The organism is Alishewanella longhuensis (assembly GCF_014653435.1).
GTDB classification, from domain to species: Bacteria; Pseudomonadota; Gammaproteobacteria; order Enterobacterales; family Alteromonadaceae; genus Alishewanella; species Alishewanella longhuensis.
In genome coordinates this window covers 73,734-93,729 of the sequence record NZ_BNAO01000002.1, presented here as the reverse complement: position 1 = coordinate 93,729, position 19,996 = coordinate 73,734, and the positions used below count along the sequence as shown (strand labels likewise).

At 46.6% G+C, this 19,996-nt stretch carries 22 protein-coding genes; 12 read left to right on the top strand and 10 right to left on the bottom strand.

What is annotated here, in order from left to right:
- Together IE163_RS17730 and IE163_RS04385 are read right to left on the bottom strand one after the other, a co-directional pair.
- The coding region (locus IE163_RS17730) for an Ig-like domain-containing protein (protein WP_229833426.1) at nt 1-1,410 on the bottom strand (1,410 nt) is incomplete at its 3' end.
- A 270-nt stretch (nt 1,411-1,680) separates the two neighbouring features.
- Complete coding sequence (locus tag IE163_RS04385; RefSeq protein WP_189430633.1) at nt 1,681-2,403, bottom strand: type 1 glutamine amidotransferase; 723 nt, start codon at nt 2,401-2,403, stop codon at nt 1,681-1,683.
- An 89-nt stretch (nt 2,404-2,492) separates the two neighbouring features.
- On the opposite strand from IE163_RS04385, the gene IE163_RS04380 reads away from it, so the two are divergent.
- Nucleotides 2,493-2,741 (top strand): RluA family pseudouridine synthase, encoded by a 249-nt coding sequence (locus IE163_RS04380; RefSeq protein ID WP_189430631.1) that lies wholly within the window; start codon nt 2,493-2,495, stop codon nt 2,739-2,741.
- A 265-nt stretch (nt 2,742-3,006) separates the two neighbouring features.
- Here IE163_RS04380 and IE163_RS04375 read toward each other — a convergent pair whose 3' ends face one another.
- Nucleotides 3,007-3,333, bottom strand: coding sequence for an ArsR/SmtB family transcription factor (locus IE163_RS04375; RefSeq protein WP_189430630.1), 327 nt, complete (start codon nt 3,331-3,333; stop codon nt 3,007-3,009).
- A gap of 181 nt (nt 3,334-3,514) precedes the next feature.
- Between IE163_RS04375 and IE163_RS04370 the strand changes: the two genes are divergently transcribed.
- Nucleotides 3,515-4,408 (top strand): permease, encoded by an 894-nt coding sequence (locus IE163_RS04370; RefSeq protein WP_229833425.1) that lies wholly within the window; start codon nt 3,515-3,517, stop codon nt 4,406-4,408.
- 150 nt (nt 4,409-4,558) lie between these two features.
- Here IE163_RS04370 and IE163_RS04365 read toward each other — a convergent pair whose 3' ends face one another.
- The 3 genes from IE163_RS04365 to IE163_RS04355 all read right to left on the bottom strand — a co-directional run bounded on the left by IE163_RS04365 (nt 4,559) and on the right by IE163_RS04355 (nt 9,612).
- Nucleotides 4,559-4,744, bottom strand: coding sequence for a hypothetical protein (locus tag IE163_RS04365; RefSeq protein ID WP_189430626.1), 186 nt, complete (start codon nt 4,742-4,744; stop codon nt 4,559-4,561).
- A gap of 688 nt (nt 4,745-5,432) precedes the next feature.
- Complete coding sequence (locus IE163_RS04360) at nt 5,433-6,563, bottom strand: OmpA family protein (RefSeq protein ID WP_189430624.1); 1,131 nt, start codon at nt 6,561-6,563, stop codon at nt 5,433-5,435.
- 28 nt (nt 6,564-6,591) lie between these two features.
- Complete coding sequence (locus IE163_RS04355) at nt 6,592-9,612, bottom strand: Ig-like domain-containing protein (RefSeq protein WP_189430622.1); 3,021 nt, start codon at nt 9,610-9,612, stop codon at nt 6,592-6,594.
- A gap of 340 nt (nt 9,613-9,952) precedes the next feature.
- Between IE163_RS04355 and IE163_RS04350 the strand changes: the two genes are divergently transcribed.
- A complete protein-coding gene (locus tag IE163_RS04350; protein WP_189430620.1) occupies nt 9,953-10,960 on the top strand; it encodes a GlxA family transcriptional regulator in 1,008 nt (335 codons plus the stop codon).
- A gap of 10 nt (nt 10,961-10,970) precedes the next feature.
- Here the strand turns inward: IE163_RS04350 and IE163_RS04345 are convergent, their stop codons facing one another.
- The gene (locus IE163_RS04345) at nt 10,971-11,831 is read right to left on the bottom strand and encodes a LiaF domain-containing protein (protein WP_229833424.1); all 861 of its coding nucleotides are present in this window, start codon (nt 11,829-11,831) and stop codon (nt 10,971-10,973) included.
- 131 nt (nt 11,832-11,962) lie between these two features.
- Nucleotides 11,963-12,178: a tautomerase family protein gene (locus IE163_RS04340; RefSeq protein ID WP_189430618.1), complete on the bottom strand. Its 216-nt coding sequence runs from the start codon at nt 12,176-12,178 to the stop codon at nt 11,963-11,965.
- Here IE163_RS04340 and IE163_RS17965 point away from each other — a divergent pair.
- The 7 genes from IE163_RS17965 (at nt 12,133) to IE163_RS04305 (ending at nt 16,500) form a co-directional block, all read left to right on the top strand.
- Nucleotides 12,133-12,345 carry a winged helix-turn-helix transcriptional regulator gene (locus tag IE163_RS17965; protein WP_189430616.1) on the top strand — a complete coding sequence of 71 codons (213 nt, stop codon included), beginning with the start codon at nt 12,133-12,135 and terminating at the stop codon, nt 12,343-12,345. The genes IE163_RS04340 and IE163_RS17965 overlap by 46 nt on opposite strands.
- Nucleotides 12,346-12,434: 89 nt before the next feature.
- A complete protein-coding gene (locus IE163_RS04330; protein WP_189430614.1) occupies nt 12,435-13,004 on the top strand; it encodes a dienelactone hydrolase family protein in 570 nt (189 codons plus the stop codon).
- Between the two features lie 158 nt (nt 13,005-13,162).
- Nucleotides 13,163-13,627: a DUF2059 domain-containing protein gene (locus IE163_RS04325; RefSeq protein WP_189430612.1), complete on the top strand. Its 465-nt coding sequence runs from the start codon at nt 13,163-13,165 to the stop codon at nt 13,625-13,627.
- Between the two features lie 98 nt (nt 13,628-13,725).
- Entirely contained in the window at nt 13,726-14,196 is a 471-nt protein-coding gene (locus IE163_RS04320) for an SPFH domain-containing protein (protein ID WP_189430609.1), read from the top strand.
- Between the two features lie 14 nt (nt 14,197-14,210).
- On the top strand, nt 14,211-14,630 hold the full coding sequence (locus tag IE163_RS04315; RefSeq protein ID WP_189430606.1) for a hypothetical protein: 420 nt from the start codon (nt 14,211-14,213) through the stop codon (nt 14,628-14,630).
- Between the two features lie 238 nt (nt 14,631-14,868).
- A complete protein-coding gene (locus IE163_RS04310; protein WP_189430604.1) occupies nt 14,869-15,777 on the top strand; it encodes an AEC family transporter in 909 nt (302 codons plus the stop codon).
- Nucleotides 15,778-15,933: 156 nt separating this feature from the next.
- Nucleotides 15,934-16,500, top strand: coding sequence for a GNAT family N-acetyltransferase (locus IE163_RS04305; RefSeq protein ID WP_189430602.1), 567 nt, complete (start codon nt 15,934-15,936; stop codon nt 16,498-16,500).
- Between the two features lie 123 nt (nt 16,501-16,623).
- Here IE163_RS04305 and IE163_RS04300 read toward each other — a convergent pair whose 3' ends face one another.
- On the bottom strand, nt 16,624-17,841 hold the full coding sequence (locus IE163_RS04300) for a M56 family metallopeptidase (protein ID WP_189430600.1): 1,218 nt from the start codon (nt 17,839-17,841) through the stop codon (nt 16,624-16,626).
- The gene (locus IE163_RS04295) at nt 17,834-18,220 is read right to left on the bottom strand and encodes a BlaI/MecI/CopY family transcriptional regulator (protein ID WP_189430598.1); all 387 of its coding nucleotides are present in this window, start codon (nt 18,218-18,220) and stop codon (nt 17,834-17,836) included. Before IE163_RS04295 ends, IE163_RS04300 begins: the two co-directional genes overlap by 8 nt.
- Before the next feature lie 191 nt (nt 18,221-18,411).
- Between IE163_RS04295 and IE163_RS04290 the strand changes: the two genes are divergently transcribed.
- Together IE163_RS04290 and IE163_RS04285 are read left to right on the top strand one after the other, a co-directional pair.
- Nucleotides 18,412-18,996, top strand: a complete 585-nt coding sequence (locus IE163_RS04290) for a DUF1294 domain-containing protein (RefSeq protein WP_189430596.1) — start codon at nt 18,412-18,414, stop codon at nt 18,994-18,996.
- Nucleotides 18,997-19,090: 94 nt separating this feature from the next.
- Nucleotides 19,091-19,918: a substrate-binding periplasmic protein gene (locus IE163_RS04285; RefSeq protein WP_189430594.1), complete on the top strand. Its 828-nt coding sequence runs from the start codon at nt 19,091-19,093 to the stop codon at nt 19,916-19,918.
- Nucleotides 19,919-19,996 lie beyond the last annotated feature (78 nt).

Sequence of the window (19,996 nt, the reverse complement as noted above, 5' to 3'; positions counted from 1 at the left end):
CACTAAACCACTGTTGCTGTTCATACTGGCATTAGGCAGCGCGATAGCATTGTCTGACGAGGTCCAGTTAACCAGTGTGGTCAGGTTTTCAGAGGAGCCATCAGAATAGACGCCCGTTGCGGTATATTGGCGGCTTTGTCCGGCAATGACACTGCTATTGGCGGGTGTGATGAGGATGCTGTTTAAGCTGGCGGCGGTCACGGTTAAGTTTGCTGAGCCAGACTGGTCATTAAAGCTGGCACTGATTTGTGCGCTGCCTTCCATCTGTGAGGTTGCCAAACCACTGTTGTTGTTACCATTAGGATTCATAATGGCCACGGCCGTATTGCTGGATGCCCAGATAGCCGTGTTGCTTACGTCAACCGCACTGCCATCATTATAGTTGGCGGTTGCAATAAACTGCCGTGTCAAACCGGCAACCACAGTACTGTTAGTGGGGGTGACGACCACACTGTTTACGCTAACCGCACGAACGGTTAAGGTGGTTTCAGCGGAGAGCGAGTCTAAGCTGGCACTGATTTGGCTAGTGCCGGCACTGAGTGCCAGGGCCACGCCCTGCGTGCTATCTGCCGGATTGGCAGAAGGGTTGCTACCGATCGTAGCCACCTCGCTGTTACTGGAGGCCCAGCTAACCTGAGCGCTGATATCTTGTGAGGTGCCGTCAGAGTAAATGCCGGTAGCAGTATAGTTGCGGCTAATGCCAATATATAAACTGCTGTTTTCTGGAGACAATAGCATTGCCATTAAGGCTGCATTCGTTACCGTAAAATTGGTCGAGGCATACAAGGTCCCTATAGTGGCGCTGATTTCGGTGCTGCCGGGTACCAGGGCGCTAACCCAACCACTACGATCCGTGTGGTTGGCTGCCATTACGGCAATCACAGGATCACTGGATTGCCAGACAACATTACCGCTGATATTGGCAATGCTGCCATCAGAATAAACACCGGTAGCGGTAAATTGCTGGCTTAAGCCCGCAGCAATACTGGCATCTAGCGGCTCGATGCTAAAACTAATTAATTCGGCATCCGTAACGGTAAGCAGGCTGCTGGCCGTTTTACCGACAAAAGAGGCTCGGATCACAGAGCTACCCGTTTGCAAGGCCTGTGTTAATCCCAGAGCGTTAACAGTGGCAACCGTTGTGGTGGCAGAAGTCCAGCTTACCTTGTTGCTGATATCCACTGACGTGCCATCAGCATAAATACCCAAGGCGGTAAACTGTTGGCTTAGACCTGCCGCTATACTGGGATTAACGGGTGATATTTGTATTGAGGTTAAACCCTCGATAGGTTCTACGCCAAGCACAGGGTCTTTTTTATCTGCGTTACAGCCAGCCAGCAGCGTGATTAACAATAGGGCAAAGAAGCCCTTAGCGTTGCAGTCTAACAACTTAGTGTAATATCTGCTCATGATCTTTCCTTGCTTAGCTTAGTGCACCGGCATAAAGCTGTTATCAACTGCGATGTATTTAACACAGTGCAAAGCAACGGGTCTGTGCGATGTCGCACTTAGTGAGTTTTAGGGACTACAAGTGCAAGAAAAAATCGGATTGATTGAAGTTATAAAACAAAGTCGACCCAGAGGAGTAGTTGTTTAGCAGTGAGCTATGATTATGTGGTACCCGGCACGCTAAAACGGCGCCATAGCGCCGGACAGTCTTAGAGAAGGTAGCGTAAGCAATTAATTAAAAATTTTTGATTTGTATACTTTTTCTAGTTTTTCTAAAAATAGATATAACTTCTGATTCATTTCATCGTAGTCATGATTAAGTAATATGTTTGGCGCTTGAACAAAAGGATTATGTGCAACAACACTAAGATCATCGTTCGCAATTAACAACGCCACGACATCTTTAGTTAATTCCATGTGGCATTGAAACCCAAACACCAGATCCGTATAAGCGACAATTTGACGCGGACAACCTTCGCTATAAGCAACGATTTGTGCATCCGCTGTTAGCCCTGGCATATCGTTATGCCAATGTCCGACCTCCAGCACCTTGCCAAAATGATTAAACAGCGGGTGTGCTACACCATAGTCCGTTAATGTGATTGGAAATTTACCAATTTCACGCTCCGGGCTATGTTGGTATCTTGCCCCAAGGGCTTCACCAATTAATTGTGCACCTAAACAGATACCCAGTACAACTTTGCCAGCGTTAATGGCCTTCTTAATGACTTGCTGTTCAGCGATTGTATTGAAATGAGCACACTGTGCTGTGGTTGTAGCCGGGCTTTGAGGCCCGCCCATGATAATCAAAAAATCGATAGTTGCAATATTGTCTGGCAAAGGCTCACCTTGATAAACTCGGGAGTAGCTAAGGATATGACCGTGGCGTTTTGCCCAGTATTCGTAGGCGCCTGGCGCTTCAAAGTGTTCATGGACAATAAAGTGAATATGCATTTTTGTGCCTTTTTAAGCGTTTTGGGTTGCAGATGTGATATTACATCTAGCATTGCCAAAGATAAAAGCCAGTTTCTTCGGGTGATAATTTGCATCATACTGGCAAAGCGGCTAGTAGTACCTTTAGTGTATTGCAGCGGCTTACCGCGCCACATCGCAGCTTGGTGCAGTTTAGCCCACTTAGTGGCCGTACCCATCAACTGCGCTTTCACAGCTTTAGTATGGGAAACTCCATCCTTGGTTGTGATTTGTACCACAGTACCTCCAGCCAACTATTGGCAGAACGTTTATTACTAAACGCCAGCGATCTCTATTTTGCTCATCCACTTACTGGCTAGCGGCAGCATGGGCATCTTGAGCTGGATTTCGACGATTTGAGTAAAAGTACTGCTGAGATTGACGTCATTAAAAGTGGCCTGCAAAGTGCTTTAAATTATCACGCCAAACAAGAGATAAGACCAAACAATATCTTTTTATATCATTGCTTTAACGTTTTTGGTACTATGCGTGTAACACCCTCAGTTTTTGGCTAACCATCAGCAGAAGTACCCCAATATTATTGAATAGCCGCGATAATATTAAACCGGTTAGCGTAAACAGCAATTAGCATTGGCGGTTTGGCATGCTAAGCCAGCCTGGCTGGCCCTCGGCCACACAACATTCGTCATATAAAAAGCCTAGCAGCGCTTCAACCTCAATAAACTTTAACCGACAGTACAGGGTACGGCCGTCGCGCTGCTGTTCTACTAAATTTACTTTAATCATGCGTGATAAATGGTGTGACAAGGTCGAACCTGGAATATCCAACTGTTGCTGAATGTCACCGACACTAATACCGTGCTGGCCAGCTTTGACTAATAAACGGAAAATAGCCAAGCGGGTAGGGTGTCCCAGCTCTGCTAAGCGTGCGGCGGCGAGTTCAAGTTGCATGGCGTGCTCCTGTCAAAAGGTAGAGTTTAATTCTAACTTCATCGAACTGTGTTGACAATTCTATTTTTATGGAAATATAATATTTCTGCATTAGTGGAAATGTTTGGCGGATGCTGCACTTTAGGAGCAGCCATCTAATTTATATTTCTATTTTTCTGGAATAATGAAATTGGAGAGTGCTATGTTTAATGCTACCTTGTTGTCGGCGGTACAGTTTTTTATCGTCACCTTTAGTGAAATGCTCGTGTTGTTTGTTTTGATTAGTATGCTGGTAGTTTACCTGCAACATAAGTTACCCCGGCACAAAGTACAGGCATTACTTAGTGGCCGCAGTGGTTATTTTACAGCTGCCTTACTTGGTGCTATTACTCCGTTTTGTAGCTGTTCTACTTTGCCGATGATGGTAGGGCTGTTGCGTGCCAATGCCGCCTTTGGTCCGGTAATGACGTTTTTATTTACTTCACCGTTGTTAAATCCGGTGCTAATTGCCTTACTCTGGTTAATGTTTGGTCTAAAACTCACCCTAATTTACGGCTCTGGTGTACTGGGTGTGGCAATGTTAAGTGGCGTGTTGTTGCAGCAATTTAACTTTCAGCGCTTTGTCAGCTTGCCAGGTAGTTGTGGCTGCAAAGCGGGCGAGGCAGTGGCTGAAACACCCAACCTTAGCTGGAAAAGTACCTTGCGCCAGGCTATCAGCCAAACGCGCAGCTTTGTACCTCACTTGGCTTTGGGCGTCGCTGTGGGGGCGATAGTGCATGGTTATGTGCCGGCAAGCGTCTTACAAAACATGAGTGCCGCTAACCCCTGGTGGTTAATACCGGCCGCAGCGCTGGCCGGCATTTTACTTTATGTCCGTGCCAGTAGTATGTTACCTATCGCGGCATCCTTGGTGGCGAAAGGCGTTAGTTTGGGAGCGGTAATGTCGCTCACTATTGGCGGTGCTGGTGCCAGTTTGCCTGAGCTGATTATCTTAAAACGGTTGTTTAGGTGGCCATTAATGGCAGCTTTTGTGTTGGTGGTGTTGGGCACCGCCTGTGTTACAGGTTACAGTATAAACCTGTTACTTGCAGTATAGGACTCAAGGCTCGATTTTTTGCCAGCAAGCTGGCCGGGAGCGAGTAAAGCTGCTCCGTTGCAGATACTACACACTCCGTCCCGCAACAGCTGGCTAAATTAGGTTGTTGCGGGGCGATGCGGTTGAAGAGCGGGGGGGAAATCAGTGTTGTTAGCAAGGATTGGCCCAGTCTTCAAACAACCGTCCTGCGCCAAGGGCTGTGCTAATCAGCAATACCGGAATGGCGACAAAATGCATCATCAGAGAAAGCTCAGCTGCAAAATTTATCCATAAAATAAGTAACCAATTTCCTAGCCAGGCGAGGATGGTGAGTACTTCTGCGTTCTTGCTGTTCATAGTGCCTCCAATAGTCGGTTGTGTTCGTCATAATTAACGTCAACATGCCCTAGTCTATGCCTGACTAAAACTGAAACACAGTGTCACTATTGATAAAAATAAGGTGAATATTGCCAAGTTTGGGCATGGCGATGTGTCAGCCTATAAGTCTTGGGTTAAAAGGTTAGTTCTATCTGTTCGTTGGCTCATAACTGTTCGCTAGAAATCTTCTTAAAACAGCGAAATAGAGAGGTAATCAAGGATCTTGATTTTGGTATGCAAGCTGGTAGCGTGACAAACCTGTGCGGCTTTGGTTTCTGCGTTAAAATTTTACAGTATGCTTTCTCGCTGACATTTCCTAAGCAACGCAAGCAAAGTTTCCTTACTTCCAGCTATGATAGACTCAGTCGGTTTTTCAACGCCTGCAATACTTATTTAGGTAGCTCAGTATGTTAGTAAAACTGAGACTTCACCCACAACACAATCATTTATTGGCGACTTTATCTTCAGAAGCACAGGGCCGTCTGTTTCCGCATTTAGAATTAGTATCATGACCCAAATATCGCAAACGGCAGTATGCAATCGTCAATTCTTAAGGTAATACGACCTTGCTTGCCACATTGTACGCACCACAATTAACATCTTTGGTGGCAGATTTATATGCTTAGAGCCCGCTATATCAGCGGACCACTAAGCAGTTAACTAGTGCTTACTCAATGATAATTTCAAACAAACCACGCATGTTTGCTTTGGCGGCATCTGACTGTAAAGCTGAGGGTTTCGCTTCGTATTTAGCCGGATTGCGTTGTCCAAAACCTATGGTTTTAAAGCGGTTGGCATTAATCCCTTCGCTGACTAAAAAGGCTTTGATTGATTCTGCCCGTCGTTCACTTAATGCCTGATTATAAGCCGCAGATCCACTTGCTGAAGTATAACCTGCAATACGAACCCGAGCTTTAGGGTTCGCTTTAAGCGTGGTGGCATGCCGGCGCAACATCACTTTTGTATCATTATTTAACTCCGCTGTATCAAAGTTAAAGTGCACATCTTCCAGTACCAGGACTTCCGGCTCTGGTATCACAGGACTAGCTTGTGTTACCTGCTCGGTAGCCACTCTCGTTAAAGGTTCGGGTGTTGTTGTCGGTACAGGTTGAGGCTGTCTACTGCCAAACCGATACACGACACCCAGGGTGTAAAGATCTACATCGCCATCGTTACCGACTAGATCATCCATACGGTAACGCTCAGCCTCTAAACGCACAATAAAAGCGTCAGAGATATCATATTGCACACCTAATCCAAATTTATGTTTGGTATAGCTGTTGTCCTGATTATTGACACTGGTATTGATCAAGCCATTACTGCTGAAACGGGTTTTTGTATCATTACGGGTTACGCCTACTCTAGCCAGCACAGACCAGCTATCGGATATCGGGAGTATACCGACCAGGTCCAGATTCCAGCCTTTTACTCCGGTACGTCCGGTGTAATTTGAGACCGGCAAAGTATTAGCGTTAAAGCTGAACCTACCCAAATCAAAGTAGCCTGCTTCCAGCACAAAATACGACGAAAACTTATAACCAGCATAGAGTTTGTAACCCTGATCGTGTCGATCTTGATTGAGCGCATTGACGTCGAAGCCAGTATTTTCCAAATTAGCTTTGATACTGTCGCCATCAATCTTGGCAGAGGATTGACCCAAATTAATGCCAACATGCCACCCATTCGCTTTATAATCAGTTTCGCTACTTGCTAGGCTGTTAAAACTCAGCATTAGTAACAAACAGCCATTGACCGCTAATAAACTGCTACAGTCATGTCGTATCATCAAATTTTTCATTTCTTATCCTTTTTAATACAAGCAGCCGTTACTGAGCTTTGGTAACGCTATTGGCATCAAGCGTGACCTGCTCGGTCACAGAGAACAAACGGCCAGTTACTTCAGCGCCAGTGCCCAGATTAATTTGTGGCCAAGCAAACACATTTCCGGCAAATTGAGTATTGCTACCAAGTACGGTGCTTCCGCCGGTACGCCAGTAAACATTGTTAGCCTGAGCGCCACCAATCAACTCTATACTTCCACCGGGCGCACCCGTGCTGAGTGTACCGCCAATGACAAAAATAAAGACTGAGTCAGGATCGCCCTGTGCATCTAGCGTCACGTTGCCTTGCTGAATAATGACGTTACCCGCATTGCGATACACGCCACGAGTTAGCACTAAGCTACCTAGTTCTGAAGGTAACGCCTGAGTCGCTGCTGCTGGGTTAGGATTTGCCGCTAAAAAGGTCGCCGCTATACCTAGATCCGTACGAACCTGGTTAATGAAAGCCACCATAGAGGCATAAGGAACCGGCACAACATAAGGCGGAGTTGTATCATCTGGCGCAAAAGACACGCCATTGCTGAGTTGGGTAAATTGGCCTGCGACCGGACCTTGGGTAAAGCCGGCATAAGCCGTTCGTGCCAGATCGAGGATAGCCATATCACCGTTGCTAATGGTAGAACCTACGGTTGTGGTAATAGCCTGGCTGGCTATCATAACAAAACGGTCTAGCTCGCCCATTTCGGGGGCTTGTGGATTATTGGCTAGAGCGGCGGTTACGGTTAAAACGGCATTGTCTTGAATTGTGCCAACAGTAGCCGTGATATCCGTTAAGCCTGCAGCGAGAGCGGTAGCAATACCGCTGTTTGTCTGATGATTGCTATTAAGCACTGCTACATTGGTATTACTAGATGTCCAAACAACGGAACTACTTATTGTTTGTGTACTTCCATCGCTATAGGTGCCGGTTGCAGTGAAAGAGCGGTTTTGATTAACGCGCACGGAGGCATTCGCCGGCGTAACGTTAATAGACACCAGGCTGGCGGCATTAACGGTTAGGGTGGAGCTACCTTCAATCCCCGCTAAACTGGCTTTTATCAGAGACATACCTTCGGATAAAGCAGTCGCCAGACCGCTATTGGTTTGCTGGCTAGCGTTCATACTGGCTACGCTAACATTACCGGAAGTCCAGTTTACTATGGGCGTTAAATCTGCACTGGTGCCATCACTATAGTTACCGGTGGCGCTAAATTGGCGGTTTAAGCCGGCCACTATGCTGGGGTTTTGTGGCGTAACATTAATACTGTTTAAGCTAGCATTGGTGACGGTGAGTGTTGCAGCAGCAGTCTTGCCACTTAGCGAGGCACTTATTTGCGCTTCGCCTGCTGCTTGGCCGGTAGTTAAGCCACTGTTATTATTGCTATTGGCATTTAAAGTTGCCACTTGGGTGTTGGATGAGGCCCAGGTAACGCTCTGTGTAATGTTTAGCGTGGAACCGTCGGAATATAAACCAGTTGCGGTAAATTGCCGACTCAAGCCTACGGCCACGCTGGAGCTTACCGGGGTTACACTAATAGTGCTCAGTATGGCACTGGTGACCGTCAGGTTTGTTTGTGCGTTGATTGTGCCCAGACTTGCTTGTATTTGCGCTGTACCGGCACTAACAGCCGTCACTAAACCACTATTACTGGTCATATTGGTATTTGGCACGGCAATCATGTTATCTGATGAAACCCAGTTAACCTGCGCGGTCAAATTTTCGGAGGACCCATCAGAATACACGCCGGTAGCGGTGTATTGCCGGCTTTGTCCTGCAATAATGCTGCTATTTGTCGGAGTAATTAATATACTCGTTAAGGTGGCAGCCGTAACATTTAAGTTTGCAGTACCAGACATCTGACTAAAACTGGCGCTGATTTCTGCACTACCAGCCTGCTGTGCGTTCACTATGCCGCTGTTATCATTACCATTAGGGGTCATAATGGCTACGGAAGTATCGCTTGAAGCCCAGATAGCCACATGACTGACATCAAAAGCACTGCCATCAGCATAGTTTGCAGTAGCAACATATTGGCGTGATAAACCCGCGGCAACACTACTATTAGCAGGTGTAACCAGCACACTGCTTAAGGTGATTGCGCTGACCGTCAAGCTAGTCTCAGCTGTGATTGCTGCTAAGCTTGCGCTGATTAGGCTGCTACCGGCACTGATTGCTGAAACTATACCGCGACTAGGACTAGCGGTGTTGTCAACAGTGGCGATATCCGTAGCACTGGATGTCCAGTTCACCAAAGCACTGATATTCTGTGAGGTACCATCGGTATAAACGCCAGTGGCTGTATAACGCTGACTTAGGCCAACAAATAAGCTTTTGTTTTGTGGCGTTAACTGAATCGCAATTAAAGCTGCATCAGTGACCATAAAGTTGGTAGAAGCAAACAGTGCACCCATTGATGCGCTGATTTCAGTGTTACCCGGTGCAACGGCAGTTGCCAAGCCGCTATGGTCAGTTTGATTGGCCGCTATGACAGCAATTGCCGGATTACTTGACTGCCAAGCCACCACGCGGCTTATGTTTGCAGTGCTACCATCAGTATAGACACCCATAGCGGTAAATTGCTGGCTTAAACCTGCAGCGATACTCGTGTCCAGTGGGCTGATGCTAAAACCTATTAACTCAGCATCGGTTACAGTTAATAAGCTGCTGGCAGTTTTACCAGCAAAAGCGGCAGTTATAACAGTAGTTCCCGAATGTATCGACAGTGCCAGCCCCTGATGATTCATTGTTGCTACCGTCGCTGTGGTTGAGCTCCAGCTAACTTTATTACTGATATCTAATGAAGTGCCATCAGCGTATACGCCCAGAGCGGTAAATTGCTGGCTTAAGCCTGCAGCAATGCTGCTATTTTGAGGTGATACCACTATTGACGTTAAGCCTTCAATCGGATCTACACCAAGGATAGGGTCTTTTTTATCCATGTTACAGGCTGTCAGCAGCGTGAGCATTAGCAGGGCAAATAAGCCCTTGCAACTGCCGCTTAACAGCCTAGTGTAATATTTGGTCATGATGTTTCCTTGCTTAGCTCAATGCACCGGCATAAAGCTTTAGTAAACTGCGACGCTTTTAACCTACTTCAAGCGAACAGGTCTGTGCGCTGCCACACTTAGTGAACTTTATTTATCATGGCCAAAAATAAGGCTTACTGAGAAAGCTGAAATATGACGCTCAGGTTGGGGGGGCAGTGACAATCTGACCTCGTCAGATGTTAGTTAATGCCACCAATAGTTGGTTGTGTTTGTCATCATTAACCTTAACCTTAACACGCCCTGGTCTAGGCCTTGCTAAAACTGAAACTCAGTGTCACTATTAATAAAGATAAGGTGAATATTGCCAAGTGGAGGAAGTGTGAAGCAAATTGCTGTCTTGGCTACCAATAACAGTATTAGTAGCGATCTATTTGGGTTGTTGGATTTTTTTGAATACTGCAATGTCCTTTGGCAGTATCAGCAGAAACAGCAGGCTAAGCCTTTATTACATTGTTATCTGGTCTCGCCCGATGGTAAGCCACTGCTGTTAAAGCAAGGGGTGAGCTTGGCAGTGCAACCGCATCGTTGGCAAGAGGCCGACGCGATTATTCTGCCGCCAGCCTATGCTTATAACCGTGCGCAGCTTGCTGCGATAGCGCAGTCTTCCAGCGGTTATTTTGCTGAATTGCAGCAGGCAGCAGCCAATGGCAAATTGATTGCGGCGAACTGTACTGGCACTTTTATTCTGGCGGCAAGTGGTTTGTTATCGCATAAAAATGCGACGTCCAGTTGGTTTTTTAAAGACGTTTTTCAAAGCTTGTATCCTGATGTGCATTTACAGCTGAATAAATTATTGGTGCAGGACGGTAATCTGCTAACCGCAGGGGCCACTACGTCTAATGTTAACTTATGTTTGGCGCTAACAGAGCAACTGGTTGGCGAGGCGTTCGCCCGGCAAATTGCCAAAGTGATGCTGACAGATCCCAATAGAAGTTCGCAAATTCCCTATATGGATTTATCCATTGGCCAGCAACATAATGATGCGCTCGTAAAACAAATACAGACGCATTTAGTAAAACAACTGGCTGAGCCCTTTGCCTTAGAGGCATTAGCCGGGCAGTTTCATTTAAGTAAACGTACGTTGCTGCGCCGTTTTAAAGTGGCGTTAAAAGATACACCGCTGAATTACCTGCAGCGGTTACGTGTTGAACATGCAAAACGTTTATTAGAAACCACCAATCAGCCCATTGAACAGATTGTTTTGCAAGTAGGTTACGAAGATGTCAGTTCTTTTCGCAAATTGTTTATTGCTTACACCGAATTTACGCCAAGCCAATACCGGCATAAGTTTACTCAGGAAGGCCCTATTAACTGCTGTCCTGAGTGACTCGTTGCGGCTACTTAAGCCCCATTGCCGTGCGAACCGATTTAGCGAAGTCAGTAAAACGCTCTTTTAAGCTGCGTTTTATACTAATGCTGAGCGAGCCTAACACCGAATAGCCTTCTACCCGAATGTAATGCGTTTTGGTATTACCCGGCCCGGCCGAGCCAACATCGTTACTGCTTGAGGCGGCAAAATTATTGACGTCGCTAATTACCGCGACATGCTCGGGGACTAAAATGCTAATGCTGCCAAGCCAATTGGCAGTATGCAGGGTAATCTGCTTATGCTCGAACACGGCTTCTGAAAAGTCCAACTCTACTGATGATAGGGCGTTAATAATAGTGAGTTGCTGCGGCACCCGCCATGGACCACTGCGCTCGTCGCTACTTAAGATAGATAGCAAACGTTCCCGCTCGCCTGGCGCTACATCAGTAGCGTGTTCATTGTGATGCTGTTGTGCAGTTGAGGTGTTAAAGTTCTGCGCCCACATCGCCCGATACTTGGCATCTGGCAGTAAGCTTAAATCGGCAACTTGCTCGGCTAAAAGCAGGTGATCATCAGAATTGGTAGCAATATCCAGCCGCCGCTCAAAGGCTTGTTCTGAAATTACGCCGTGGCTGTAGTTCATAATAAGCTGGTCAACAACTTCTTCCCTGACCTGCGCAATGGGCCTGTCTTGTAGCTTTACGCCTGTAGTATCTAGTGCCATGCTGTCGTCCTCTTGAGCTAATATTGCCGGGGTTTCGGCAACAAAGTGTGCCAATAGACCCAAGTCACTCGCAGCTCGAAGTGACTTAAGTTTACCTATCATCATGGCGCAGCTTAGTGCGGTATTAAAGTAGAAAATTGTAATAATGTTTAACAGCTCTTGCATAGTACCTTGGTTAATAAGCTTTGCTGCTGTCAGTTTTGTTCTATCGCGGCATAATTGGTCTTTGGAGTGGTGTTTTTATCTGGCGCTTTTATTGAGCGCCGGTACTTTGTAACAGGGAGCCCACCAATTCCCTAGTTTTCCAGCGCAACTTCAGCAATGACCACCACGGTGGTTGCAGGGGATTTTTGCAGTACCTCTACCAGTAAGTCGATTACGCCTTTGATTAGCGCCGCTTTTTGCACCTGGGTTACGCCGCCTTCTAGATGCCGTTGTTCGGCGGTAAGTTCCTGGCCGGTAAAAAATGGGCTATATGCTTTGTGTAACTCCGATGATAAGAGTGCTAGCATTGCTCTGCGCCGATGCAGTGCAGCGGAATGTGCGTGATACGTTACCTTCCTCGGTAGAGTACGAGCTGACCGCATTAGGTTATGAACCGCTTCCTGCGCTAGATGCGCTAGTAAAAGTAGGGCACAAGTTAAGAGAAAAAGGGTTTATTACGCATAAGCTCTGCTAAAGCATAGATGGCGTAAAGCGTTAATGATGAATATTATTCATTAAGCAGCTTTACCCGCTTCTGTATTTAAAAACTGATTTAATCATCCTATGCAGCACTTTTTAATTGTTACGGATATTTTCGGCCAATGCCATGGTTTACAGCCATTGCTTAGCGCCTTGGCTGCGCCTGAGCGGCAATTTACCTTGTTGGATCCTTATCAGGGTAAGTCTCAAGCCTTTTTATCAGAGCAACAGGCATACGCAGCCTATACGGCACAGTGTGGTCATGAGCAGTACGCTGAGCTGGTGGCGAGGCATTTAGCGTCATGGAATGAGCCGATTAATTTAGCTATTGGTTTTAGCGCTGGCGCTAGCGCATTGTGGTGGGCTATTGCGGGCGAGCAAGGTTGCCATAGCCGTATTCAGCATGGGGTATTGTTTTATCCGGGGCAAATCTATAAGCATCTGGATTTACAGCCCCAAATAGCTGTTAAGGTTATTCTTGCCGCCAGTGAACCGCATTTTGCGGTAACGGATCTGTGTTTGGCGTTATCGCAAAAGGCAAAGGTTGATGCGGTCGTTACGCCCTATGAACATGGTTTTATGAACCCGGCGTCACAGGCTTTTGATCTGCAAAGTTTTACCGATTTTGCCGCGGAGTTAACGGCGGCAAGGTGACTATGCCAGCTTTAGCGTTAGCACGTTGTAAAGTATTCTCGGGCAGAGTAATATTCATTACATCATGTTTACAAGTTGCATGCCTTTCCGGTTAATTAAGCCGGACGCTGTAATATCTGACGCCTTGTTATAAGGCTATGTGAATCAAGGAAAAGAAAATGAAAGTGTTGAGAGCATCTGTATTGATTGCCTTTTTAGGCTTAGTACCCGCGGTTTATGCCAGTTCTGAAGCAGAAATACAGGCAGAAATGCTGCTGGAAAGTATGGAGATGGAGGCATTAATGCACCACTCCATATCACAAATGATGGATTTACAGTTACAGCAAAACCCAGAACTGTTGCCATATAAAGATGTCATGATGCAATTTTTTAGCACTTACATGAGCTGGAACAGTTTAAAACCAGAGTTTATTAAAATGTACTCGACTGAGTTCACTGCAGCTGAACTACGGGAAATTAATAAATTCTATGCCACCGACACCGGTAAAAAAACCATAGAAAAAATGCCAACACTGATGAACCAAGGCGCTCAAATTGGTATGGCGCGTGTTCAAGCCAATATGGGCGAGTTAGTTGCTATGATTAAAGCAGAAGAAGAGCGTTTGCAAATGCTTGCCAAGTAACGGCGTTAAACCGTTACTTTCGAGCAATAAATTTAGGCTAACGTTTTAGACGTAGTGGGTAGGCTGATAATTTTGCACTGAATACCAAGGAAATTAAGATGTATCAAAATAGACAAGTTTTAGCGTTAGGCTCAGTTATCTTCTTATTTTTTGCCATTATTGGCTTTATTGTACTTTCACTTTGGGCTTGGCCGAAATATAACCTCTATCGCATGGAAATGAGCGGCAGAGCGGCACTCAAAGAAGCTGAGTGGAGTAAGCAAATCTTAATTGAAGAAGCCAGAGCTCGTGAAACTGCGTCACTTATGCAAGCCAATGCCAGAGTAACCTTAGCTGAGGCTGAAGGTAAAGCTGCACTGGTGAAAGCGAAAGCTGAAGGTTTGGCTGATATTGAGCGAGCAAAAGCCGCTGCCGAGTCGAACAGAATAATTGGTGAGTCGTTAAAAGGAAACTCAGAATATCTGCGTTACATCTGGATTAAAGGGTTGCAAGATGGTAATGGTGAACGGATTTATATCCCAACCGAAGCTGGCTTGCCAATACTTGAGGCGAGTAGTTTGAAAAAGTAAAAGGCGTATTTTGCATGGCATGGTTAAAACTACTGTTTGCTGTTTTACTTGGGCTTATTGTTGGAAGCCTGGTCAATATGGCACTTATTACCGTGAGTGGTCATATTATTGCGCTGCCACCGGGTGTGGATATGACAACTGCTGAAGGCATCAGTGCAGCCTTACCACAACTCGAAGTTCGACATTTTATTTTTCCTTTTTTGGCTCATGCTGTTGGTACCCTGTTGGGCGCTTTTATTGCTGCGAAAATAGCGGTGCAACACAGGCTGTTTAGTGCGTTAATTGTAGGAAGCTGCTTTTTTATTGGTGGTATTCTTGCTGCTAAGATGATCCCCGCACCCACCTGGTTTATTGTTGTTGATTTAATCGGCGCCTATTTCCCATTCGCCTGGGTAGGTTATTTACTGGCACGCCCACGAAAATCACTCGGCTGAGAGCTTAGAACAACCTGGTTACAGCCGTTATTGAATTTAGAGTGGTCGGCCTAAGAAGAAAGCGTTTTAGAATGGCTAAATCGGGTACCGCGTATCGCACTCCTCGTTTCGCGATATAAACGCCGCCAGAAGAACAAAATCTAACCAGAAAACGTCAAATTTAAGCCCCCGGGAATTTGCTTAGAAAGCGGGGGATACTCAGGCAGTGCCTTTGTTATCGAAGGCTTGAGGAAAGAAAATGCTACAGATAATTTTGGCATTAGTGCCTGTTTTTGCGTTACTAATGGTGGGGTTCTTTGCCCGTCGCCATGGCTTTCCCGGCGAGGGCTTTTGGGCACCGGCAGAGCGCCTTACTTACTATCTGCTTTTCCCCGCATTACTTATTAATAGCCTGAGTCAGGCCAGTCTTTCAGGCGCAGAGTCGTTGCAGATTGTAATGGCTGTGCTGATCTTGTTGGCATTAGTCAGTGGTATTTGCTTATTGCTAAAAAAGCCATTGGGGGTAGGCTTTGCCGCTTACACATCGTTTTATCAAGGCAGTATGCGCTTTAATACCTTTGTTGCGCTTGCCACGACCTCGGCGTTATTGTCTGCAGCAGGCTTAGTGATAGCGGCGATTATTGCTGCTGTGATGATCCCGGTTTTAAATATCCTCTGTGTACTGGTTTTTGCCAGCGAGAAAGGTTTGTTTGCAAATCTACTGCCGACGCTTAAGGCCTTAGCAACGAACCCGCTTATTCTCGCTTGTTTTGCCGGTGTACTGCTAAATCTATTGGGTGGACTGCCTGCAACGCTCTCTGCCACGCTAGGATTACTTGGGCAAATGGCCTTGCCTTTGGGGTTGCTGTCAGTTGGTGCGGCGCTCGATTTACGTGCGCTTAGATCATCAGGCCGGGTACTTTATATCTCATCGGCGATTAAACTTTTGCTGTTCCCGCTTATTGCCTGGGGCGTAGCATATGGGCTGCAACTCTCTGCATTGGCCTCACAGGTGCTGATTATTTTTGCTGCCATGCCAACGGCGACTTCTGCTTATATCCTGGCCCGGCAGTTAGGCGGTGATGCGCCTTTAATGGCTGCGATTATTACTGCGCAAACACTTTTTGCGATGTTAACCATACCCTTGGTATTGTTGTTTTTACGCTAAGGCTACTTTGAGCTTGTTGCTGTTGTCGACCTAAGCTTAGGTGCGTGTTATTGGGTGCAGATTATGCGAATTAACAGCTAAGCCGGCAGTGGTTAGTTTGCAAAGCACTGTTGGCTTGTTAGTAAGGAATAAGTAGTTATTAAGGATACAAACACCATGTTAAACATACCCTCTAGTCAGCGTCTAAGTTTTCAGTTGCTATCTGAGCAAGATGCAGCCTTGTTATTTGAAGTCGATCAAGACGAAGAAGTGATGCGCTATATCAATGGTGGTAACTGTACCAGCATGCAAGCCATTAAGGACGTAATGCTACCACGGATGGCGAAATACCGGGATCCGGCAACAGGCTTTGGGATCTGGCAAGTACGGCGCCAAGCCGATAATAGCTATTTAGGTTGGGTATTGATTCGGCCAATGGGCTTTAACACCGCTACGCCAAGCCTTGATGATGTAGAAATAGGCTGGCGCTTTAAACGTGCCTATTGGGGGCAGGGCTATGCTAGCGAAGCTGCTCTGGCCGTAGCAAAAGCCGTACTGGCGCAAAACCAGCATGTAAAATACCTGTCGGCAATTGCGATGCCGGCAAATGAGGGCTCCATCGGTGTGATGCGCAAGCTTGGCATGCAGTTTATTAAACGCTATATACACCAGGATGCGCTGGGTGATGTTGATGCCGTGTTATACCGGCTTGCCACGGCCACCTTTGCTGGCCAGTCGAAATAGCGGCGTAGCCTTGCTATCAAGACTACTGGCCAGCTACCAGAAAATGCAATAACGCAGCGTCATTGAAGACGCTGCGCAAAACGCTGCCTTATTGCACTTTAAAAAAGCCCACGGTTTTCAGGCTTAACTTGTGCTCTTATCGGTAGTCGGTGTTACCTTTAGTTGTTCAATATCAGATTCAATCAGATCGAGTTCAAAATTAAGCTGAACTTGCTGATCTTTATGTGCCACACCTGTTGCGGTATATTGCCATTGTTCCAGGGCGCGTACCGCTTCTTTGTCGAACACTTGTTCAGGTGAAGATTTTACCACGCGAACATGGCTAACCTTACCTTGAGCATCGACATCGAAAGTAAGCCGCACATAACCAGAAATGCCTTGTTGTGCGGCCTGGATCGGATAGCGCGGTTCAATACGGGTAACCGATGCCAGTTGCGCAGATTTAGCGCCCTCGGCTAATACCGGTTGCTGCAGTAATAATGTACCAATAACCACCAGAGCCATGGTGCTAAGTAAGATCGTTTTACTAAAGCCATGCTGGCGCTGTAACTGAGTGATACGTTGTTTCATAGTGTTAAAATCTCCGTAATGATGAGTAAGCGGCCACCAGGTGCGCGGTGACTGCTGTGTACTGCTTAGTAAAGCATAACCATAAGCAATTTTTTCTACCTTGCCCGCATTGCGGGTAACCTCGGCATCACAAGCCAGTTCCTGGGCTTGGCGGTAATAACGATAAGCCAGCCAAACCAATGGGTTAAACCAGAACACACTGACGATAGCCAATGCCAGATAATTTAGATGTAAGTCGCCACGGCGCCAGTGCGTGAGCTCATGCTTTAGGATCAGTTGCTGCTGGGTGGCATCAAAGCGGCTGAAAAAGTCGTTAGGGAGCAATACCTTGGGGGTGCGAAAGCCGGTGATCCAGGGGCCATTTTGATCGTCGGCTTGCCGGGAACCGGAAAAGCCTTTTGTGATAACCGGGGAAGCCCGATAAAACTGTGCCCGGCTAAGCAGGTAGCTAAGCCCCAACATGGTTAGACAAACAAGTACGCCGGCTAACCAAATGGGAGCTAACCAGGAGGATGCTTGCAGCCAGCTGTTGAGCTGCTCTGGTACAGTAAGTGCTGGTAACGACACCGTAAAATAGTAAACGGGGTTCTGATAACCGCTGTTTGATACTACCGCAGCCGTTAGTTTAACCAACAAAAACATCGGTACCGCCAGCCATAAGGCATAAAGATTAACAGCACCGAGCCGTGACATTAAGGTGTGCTGTGCCAGCAGCAGTACCACCAGCAAAACGGACAGCGGGAGAGTGGCTTCTAACAGGGTGTTAATCATGTTTTTGCTCCTGCTCTTGCTCCCAGTGCGCTATGAGCTGCTTGAGTTGCGCAACATCATCAGCATTAAGCTTGTTTTGCCTGGCAAAGCCGGCAACCAGCGGGGTAATGCGGCCAGCAAACAGCCGCTCCACAAAGTTGCGGCTTTGTTGCTGCTGATAATCTTGTTTGGCAATCAAGGGGTAATAAAGATAGGCCCGTCCGTCTTTTTCAAAGCCCAGCGCCCCTTTCGCCACTAAACGGTTTAATAGGGTTTTTACGGTTTTTTCGTGCCATTCTATGGCGTTATCTAATGCTGCCACCACGTCATTAGCGCTGATGTTTGGGGTTTGCCATAAAACCTGCATCACTACCAGTTCCGCATTGCTAATTTCAGTCATATCGTTACCATTGATTACTGTTGTAATATTTAAACTATTACATGTGTAATCTAATTGTTCAAGTTAATATTTGTTGTCGCAGCGGTTATTTTGTTTTGGAACTGATTAACGACTTTGCTGGTTGTGCGCAATTTGAAAATAGGATTGCCTATGGCGATCTGGATTAAAACGATAAAAATTAGGGATTTTTAATGCGGTTAAAAGGAAAGATTACCCAGTGGGATGATGAAAAAGGCTTTGGGTTTATTCAGCCAATGCTAAAAGGTGAGCGGGTATTTTTACATATTAAAGCACTACAAAATAGGGCACGACGCCCCGTCATCGGTGAAGTCGTAACCTATACCGTTAGTCAGGATAGCAAGGGGCGACTTCAGGCGGCGAGTGTGACCTTTGCTGGCGAAAAGTTACGTCTCAAAGCGCCAAAAACAGCTTCTGCTCTGCCATTGCTAGGGGTGATGCTATTTTTTGCTGGATTGTTGTTGGCGTTTTGGCAGGGCAAACTACCTGCCTTTATTGTGGCGGGCTACTTGTTACTCAGTATTTTTACTTACCTTAGTTATTGGTTTGATAAACGCAAAGCGCAGGCTGGCCGCTGGCGCACACCTGAATCAACTCTGCAATTTGTGTCACTGCTGGGCGGTTGGCCTGGCGCCTTACTGGCACAGCGCTACCTGCGGCATAAATCGCAAAAACGGTCGTTTTTATGGCAGTTTTGGTTTACCGTCGTGCTTAATTTAGCCGCATTGCTTTATCTGAGCCAAAAACTTGGGTTTTAGCTTTGCTGCAATGCTGCGCTATTTAACGCCATTTCTGCCAGCATCACGCATTTTCTTGACTAAACTTAAGGCCAAATTCAGGAGGAATTGGTTTATGCTTAGGTCTTGCTGCGTGTTTATTTTACTCTGCTTTAGTTTGCCCTTAGGTGCTTCAGAACGTTATTGCCCTGATAGACCCTTGCTGGTAGGGCTGTTCTATTATGGCCATATCTACCGTGAGGACAGAACCGGTATAGACCATGATTTGCTGCAGTTACTGCAAAACCGCACCGGCTGTAATTTGACGGCTGAAGTCATGCCACGGGCCCGCACCTGGTACAATCTGGAGCAGGGACTACTTGATATGACCAGTACCGGCATTTTAACGGAAGAGCGCGCTAAACATAGCTGGTTTATCCCTTATATGCAGCTGAAAAACTACCTTATTGTGCCGGCCAGCCTGCCGAGAGAGCAGCGGGATGCGGCAGGTTTTATTGCTGATACTAACCTGTACTTTGGCGCTGTACGCGGTTTTAAGCATGGAGAACCGCTGGATAAGATTCTGACTGTCTTAGCGGAAACACAACGGGTGCTGTATTACCCTGATGCACCCACGCTGTTTTATGCGTTAAAGCGGGGGCGGATCCAGGCGATGTTTTCGCAGCCGCCTATTTACCGCTATTTTTTAGCCGACGAGCTCGATCAAGGTTTATACCAGTTATTAGATTGGGCACCCGAGTTAACCGGTACAGCACATCACCTAGTATTACAACGGCAGACCTTTAGTGCTAGCCAAGCTGAAGCTTGGCAACAATTAATACAACAGTTGATGCAACAAGGGGAGTTAAGCAAGATTTACCATGCTTATCTGGCAAGGGAAGAAGCTTGTCAACTGGAGCTGGCGGCTGGCCCCAAAGCCGCTTTATGCGCAAAAGGGCAATGATTTACGCTGAAATAGCAGATAGTGGCAGTTATCTGTGGCAGATCCATGTAGAATATGCGCCCAGAAGCGTGCTTTGTT

What these genes read in the sequence shown, in the direction of transcription:
- IE163_RS04290 (WP_189430596.1), top strand. Translation starts at nt 18,412, where the DNA reads ATGCGGTTAAAAGGAAAGATTACCCAGTGGGATGATGAAAAAGGCTTT.
- IE163_RS04340 (WP_189430618.1), bottom strand. Translation starts at nt 12,178, where the DNA reads ATGCTAGCACTCTTATCATCGGAGTTACACAAAGCATATAGCCCATTT.
- IE163_RS04370 (WP_229833425.1), top strand. Translation starts at nt 3,515, where the DNA reads ATGTTTAATGCTACCTTGTTGTCGGCGGTACAGTTTTTTATCGTCACC.
- IE163_RS04305 (WP_189430602.1), top strand. Translation starts at nt 15,934, where the DNA reads ATGTTAAACATACCCTCTAGTCAGCGTCTAAGTTTTCAGTTGCTATCT.
- IE163_RS04315 (WP_189430606.1), top strand. Translation starts at nt 14,211, where the DNA reads ATGGCATGGTTAAAACTACTGTTTGCTGTTTTACTTGGGCTTATTGTT.
- IE163_RS04285 (WP_189430594.1), top strand. Translation starts at nt 19,091, where the DNA reads ATGCTTAGGTCTTGCTGCGTGTTTATTTTACTCTGCTTTAGTTTGCCC.
- IE163_RS04365 (WP_189430626.1), bottom strand. Translation starts at nt 4,744, where the DNA reads ATGAACAGCAAGAACGCAGAAGTACTCACCATCCTCGCCTGGCTAGGA.
- IE163_RS04375 (WP_189430630.1), bottom strand. Translation starts at nt 3,333, where the DNA reads ATGCAACTTGAACTCGCCGCCGCACGCTTAGCAGAGCTGGGACACCCT.
- IE163_RS04310 (WP_189430604.1), top strand. Translation starts at nt 14,869, where the DNA reads ATGCTACAGATAATTTTGGCATTAGTGCCTGTTTTTGCGTTACTAATG.
- IE163_RS04320 (WP_189430609.1), top strand. Translation starts at nt 13,726, where the DNA reads ATGTATCAAAATAGACAAGTTTTAGCGTTAGGCTCAGTTATCTTCTTA.
- IE163_RS04385 (WP_189430633.1), bottom strand. Translation starts at nt 2,403, where the DNA reads ATGCATATTCACTTTATTGTCCATGAACACTTTGAAGCGCCAGGCGCC.
- IE163_RS04345 (WP_229833424.1), bottom strand. Translation starts at nt 11,831, where the DNA reads ATGCAAGAGCTGTTAAACATTATTACAATTTTCTACTTTAATACCGCA.
- IE163_RS17965 (WP_189430616.1), top strand. Translation starts at nt 12,133, where the DNA reads ATGGGCTATATGCTTTGTGTAACTCCGATGATAAGAGTGCTAGCATTG.
- IE163_RS04355 (WP_189430622.1), bottom strand. Translation starts at nt 9,612, where the DNA reads ATGACCAAATATTACACTAGGCTGTTAAGCGGCAGTTGCAAGGGCTTA.
- IE163_RS04300 (WP_189430600.1), bottom strand. Translation starts at nt 17,841, where the DNA reads ATGATTAACACCCTGTTAGAAGCCACTCTCCCGCTGTCCGTTTTGCTG.
- IE163_RS04330 (WP_189430614.1), top strand. Translation starts at nt 12,435, where the DNA reads ATGCAGCACTTTTTAATTGTTACGGATATTTTCGGCCAATGCCATGGT.
- IE163_RS04360 (WP_189430624.1), bottom strand. Translation starts at nt 6,563, where the DNA reads ATGAAAAATTTGATGATACGACATGACTGTAGCAGTTTATTAGCGGTC.
- IE163_RS04295 (WP_189430598.1), bottom strand. Translation starts at nt 18,220, where the DNA reads ATGACTGAAATTAGCAATGCGGAACTGGTAGTGATGCAGGTTTTATGG.
- IE163_RS04325 (WP_189430612.1), top strand. Translation starts at nt 13,163, where the DNA reads ATGAAAGTGTTGAGAGCATCTGTATTGATTGCCTTTTTAGGCTTAGTA.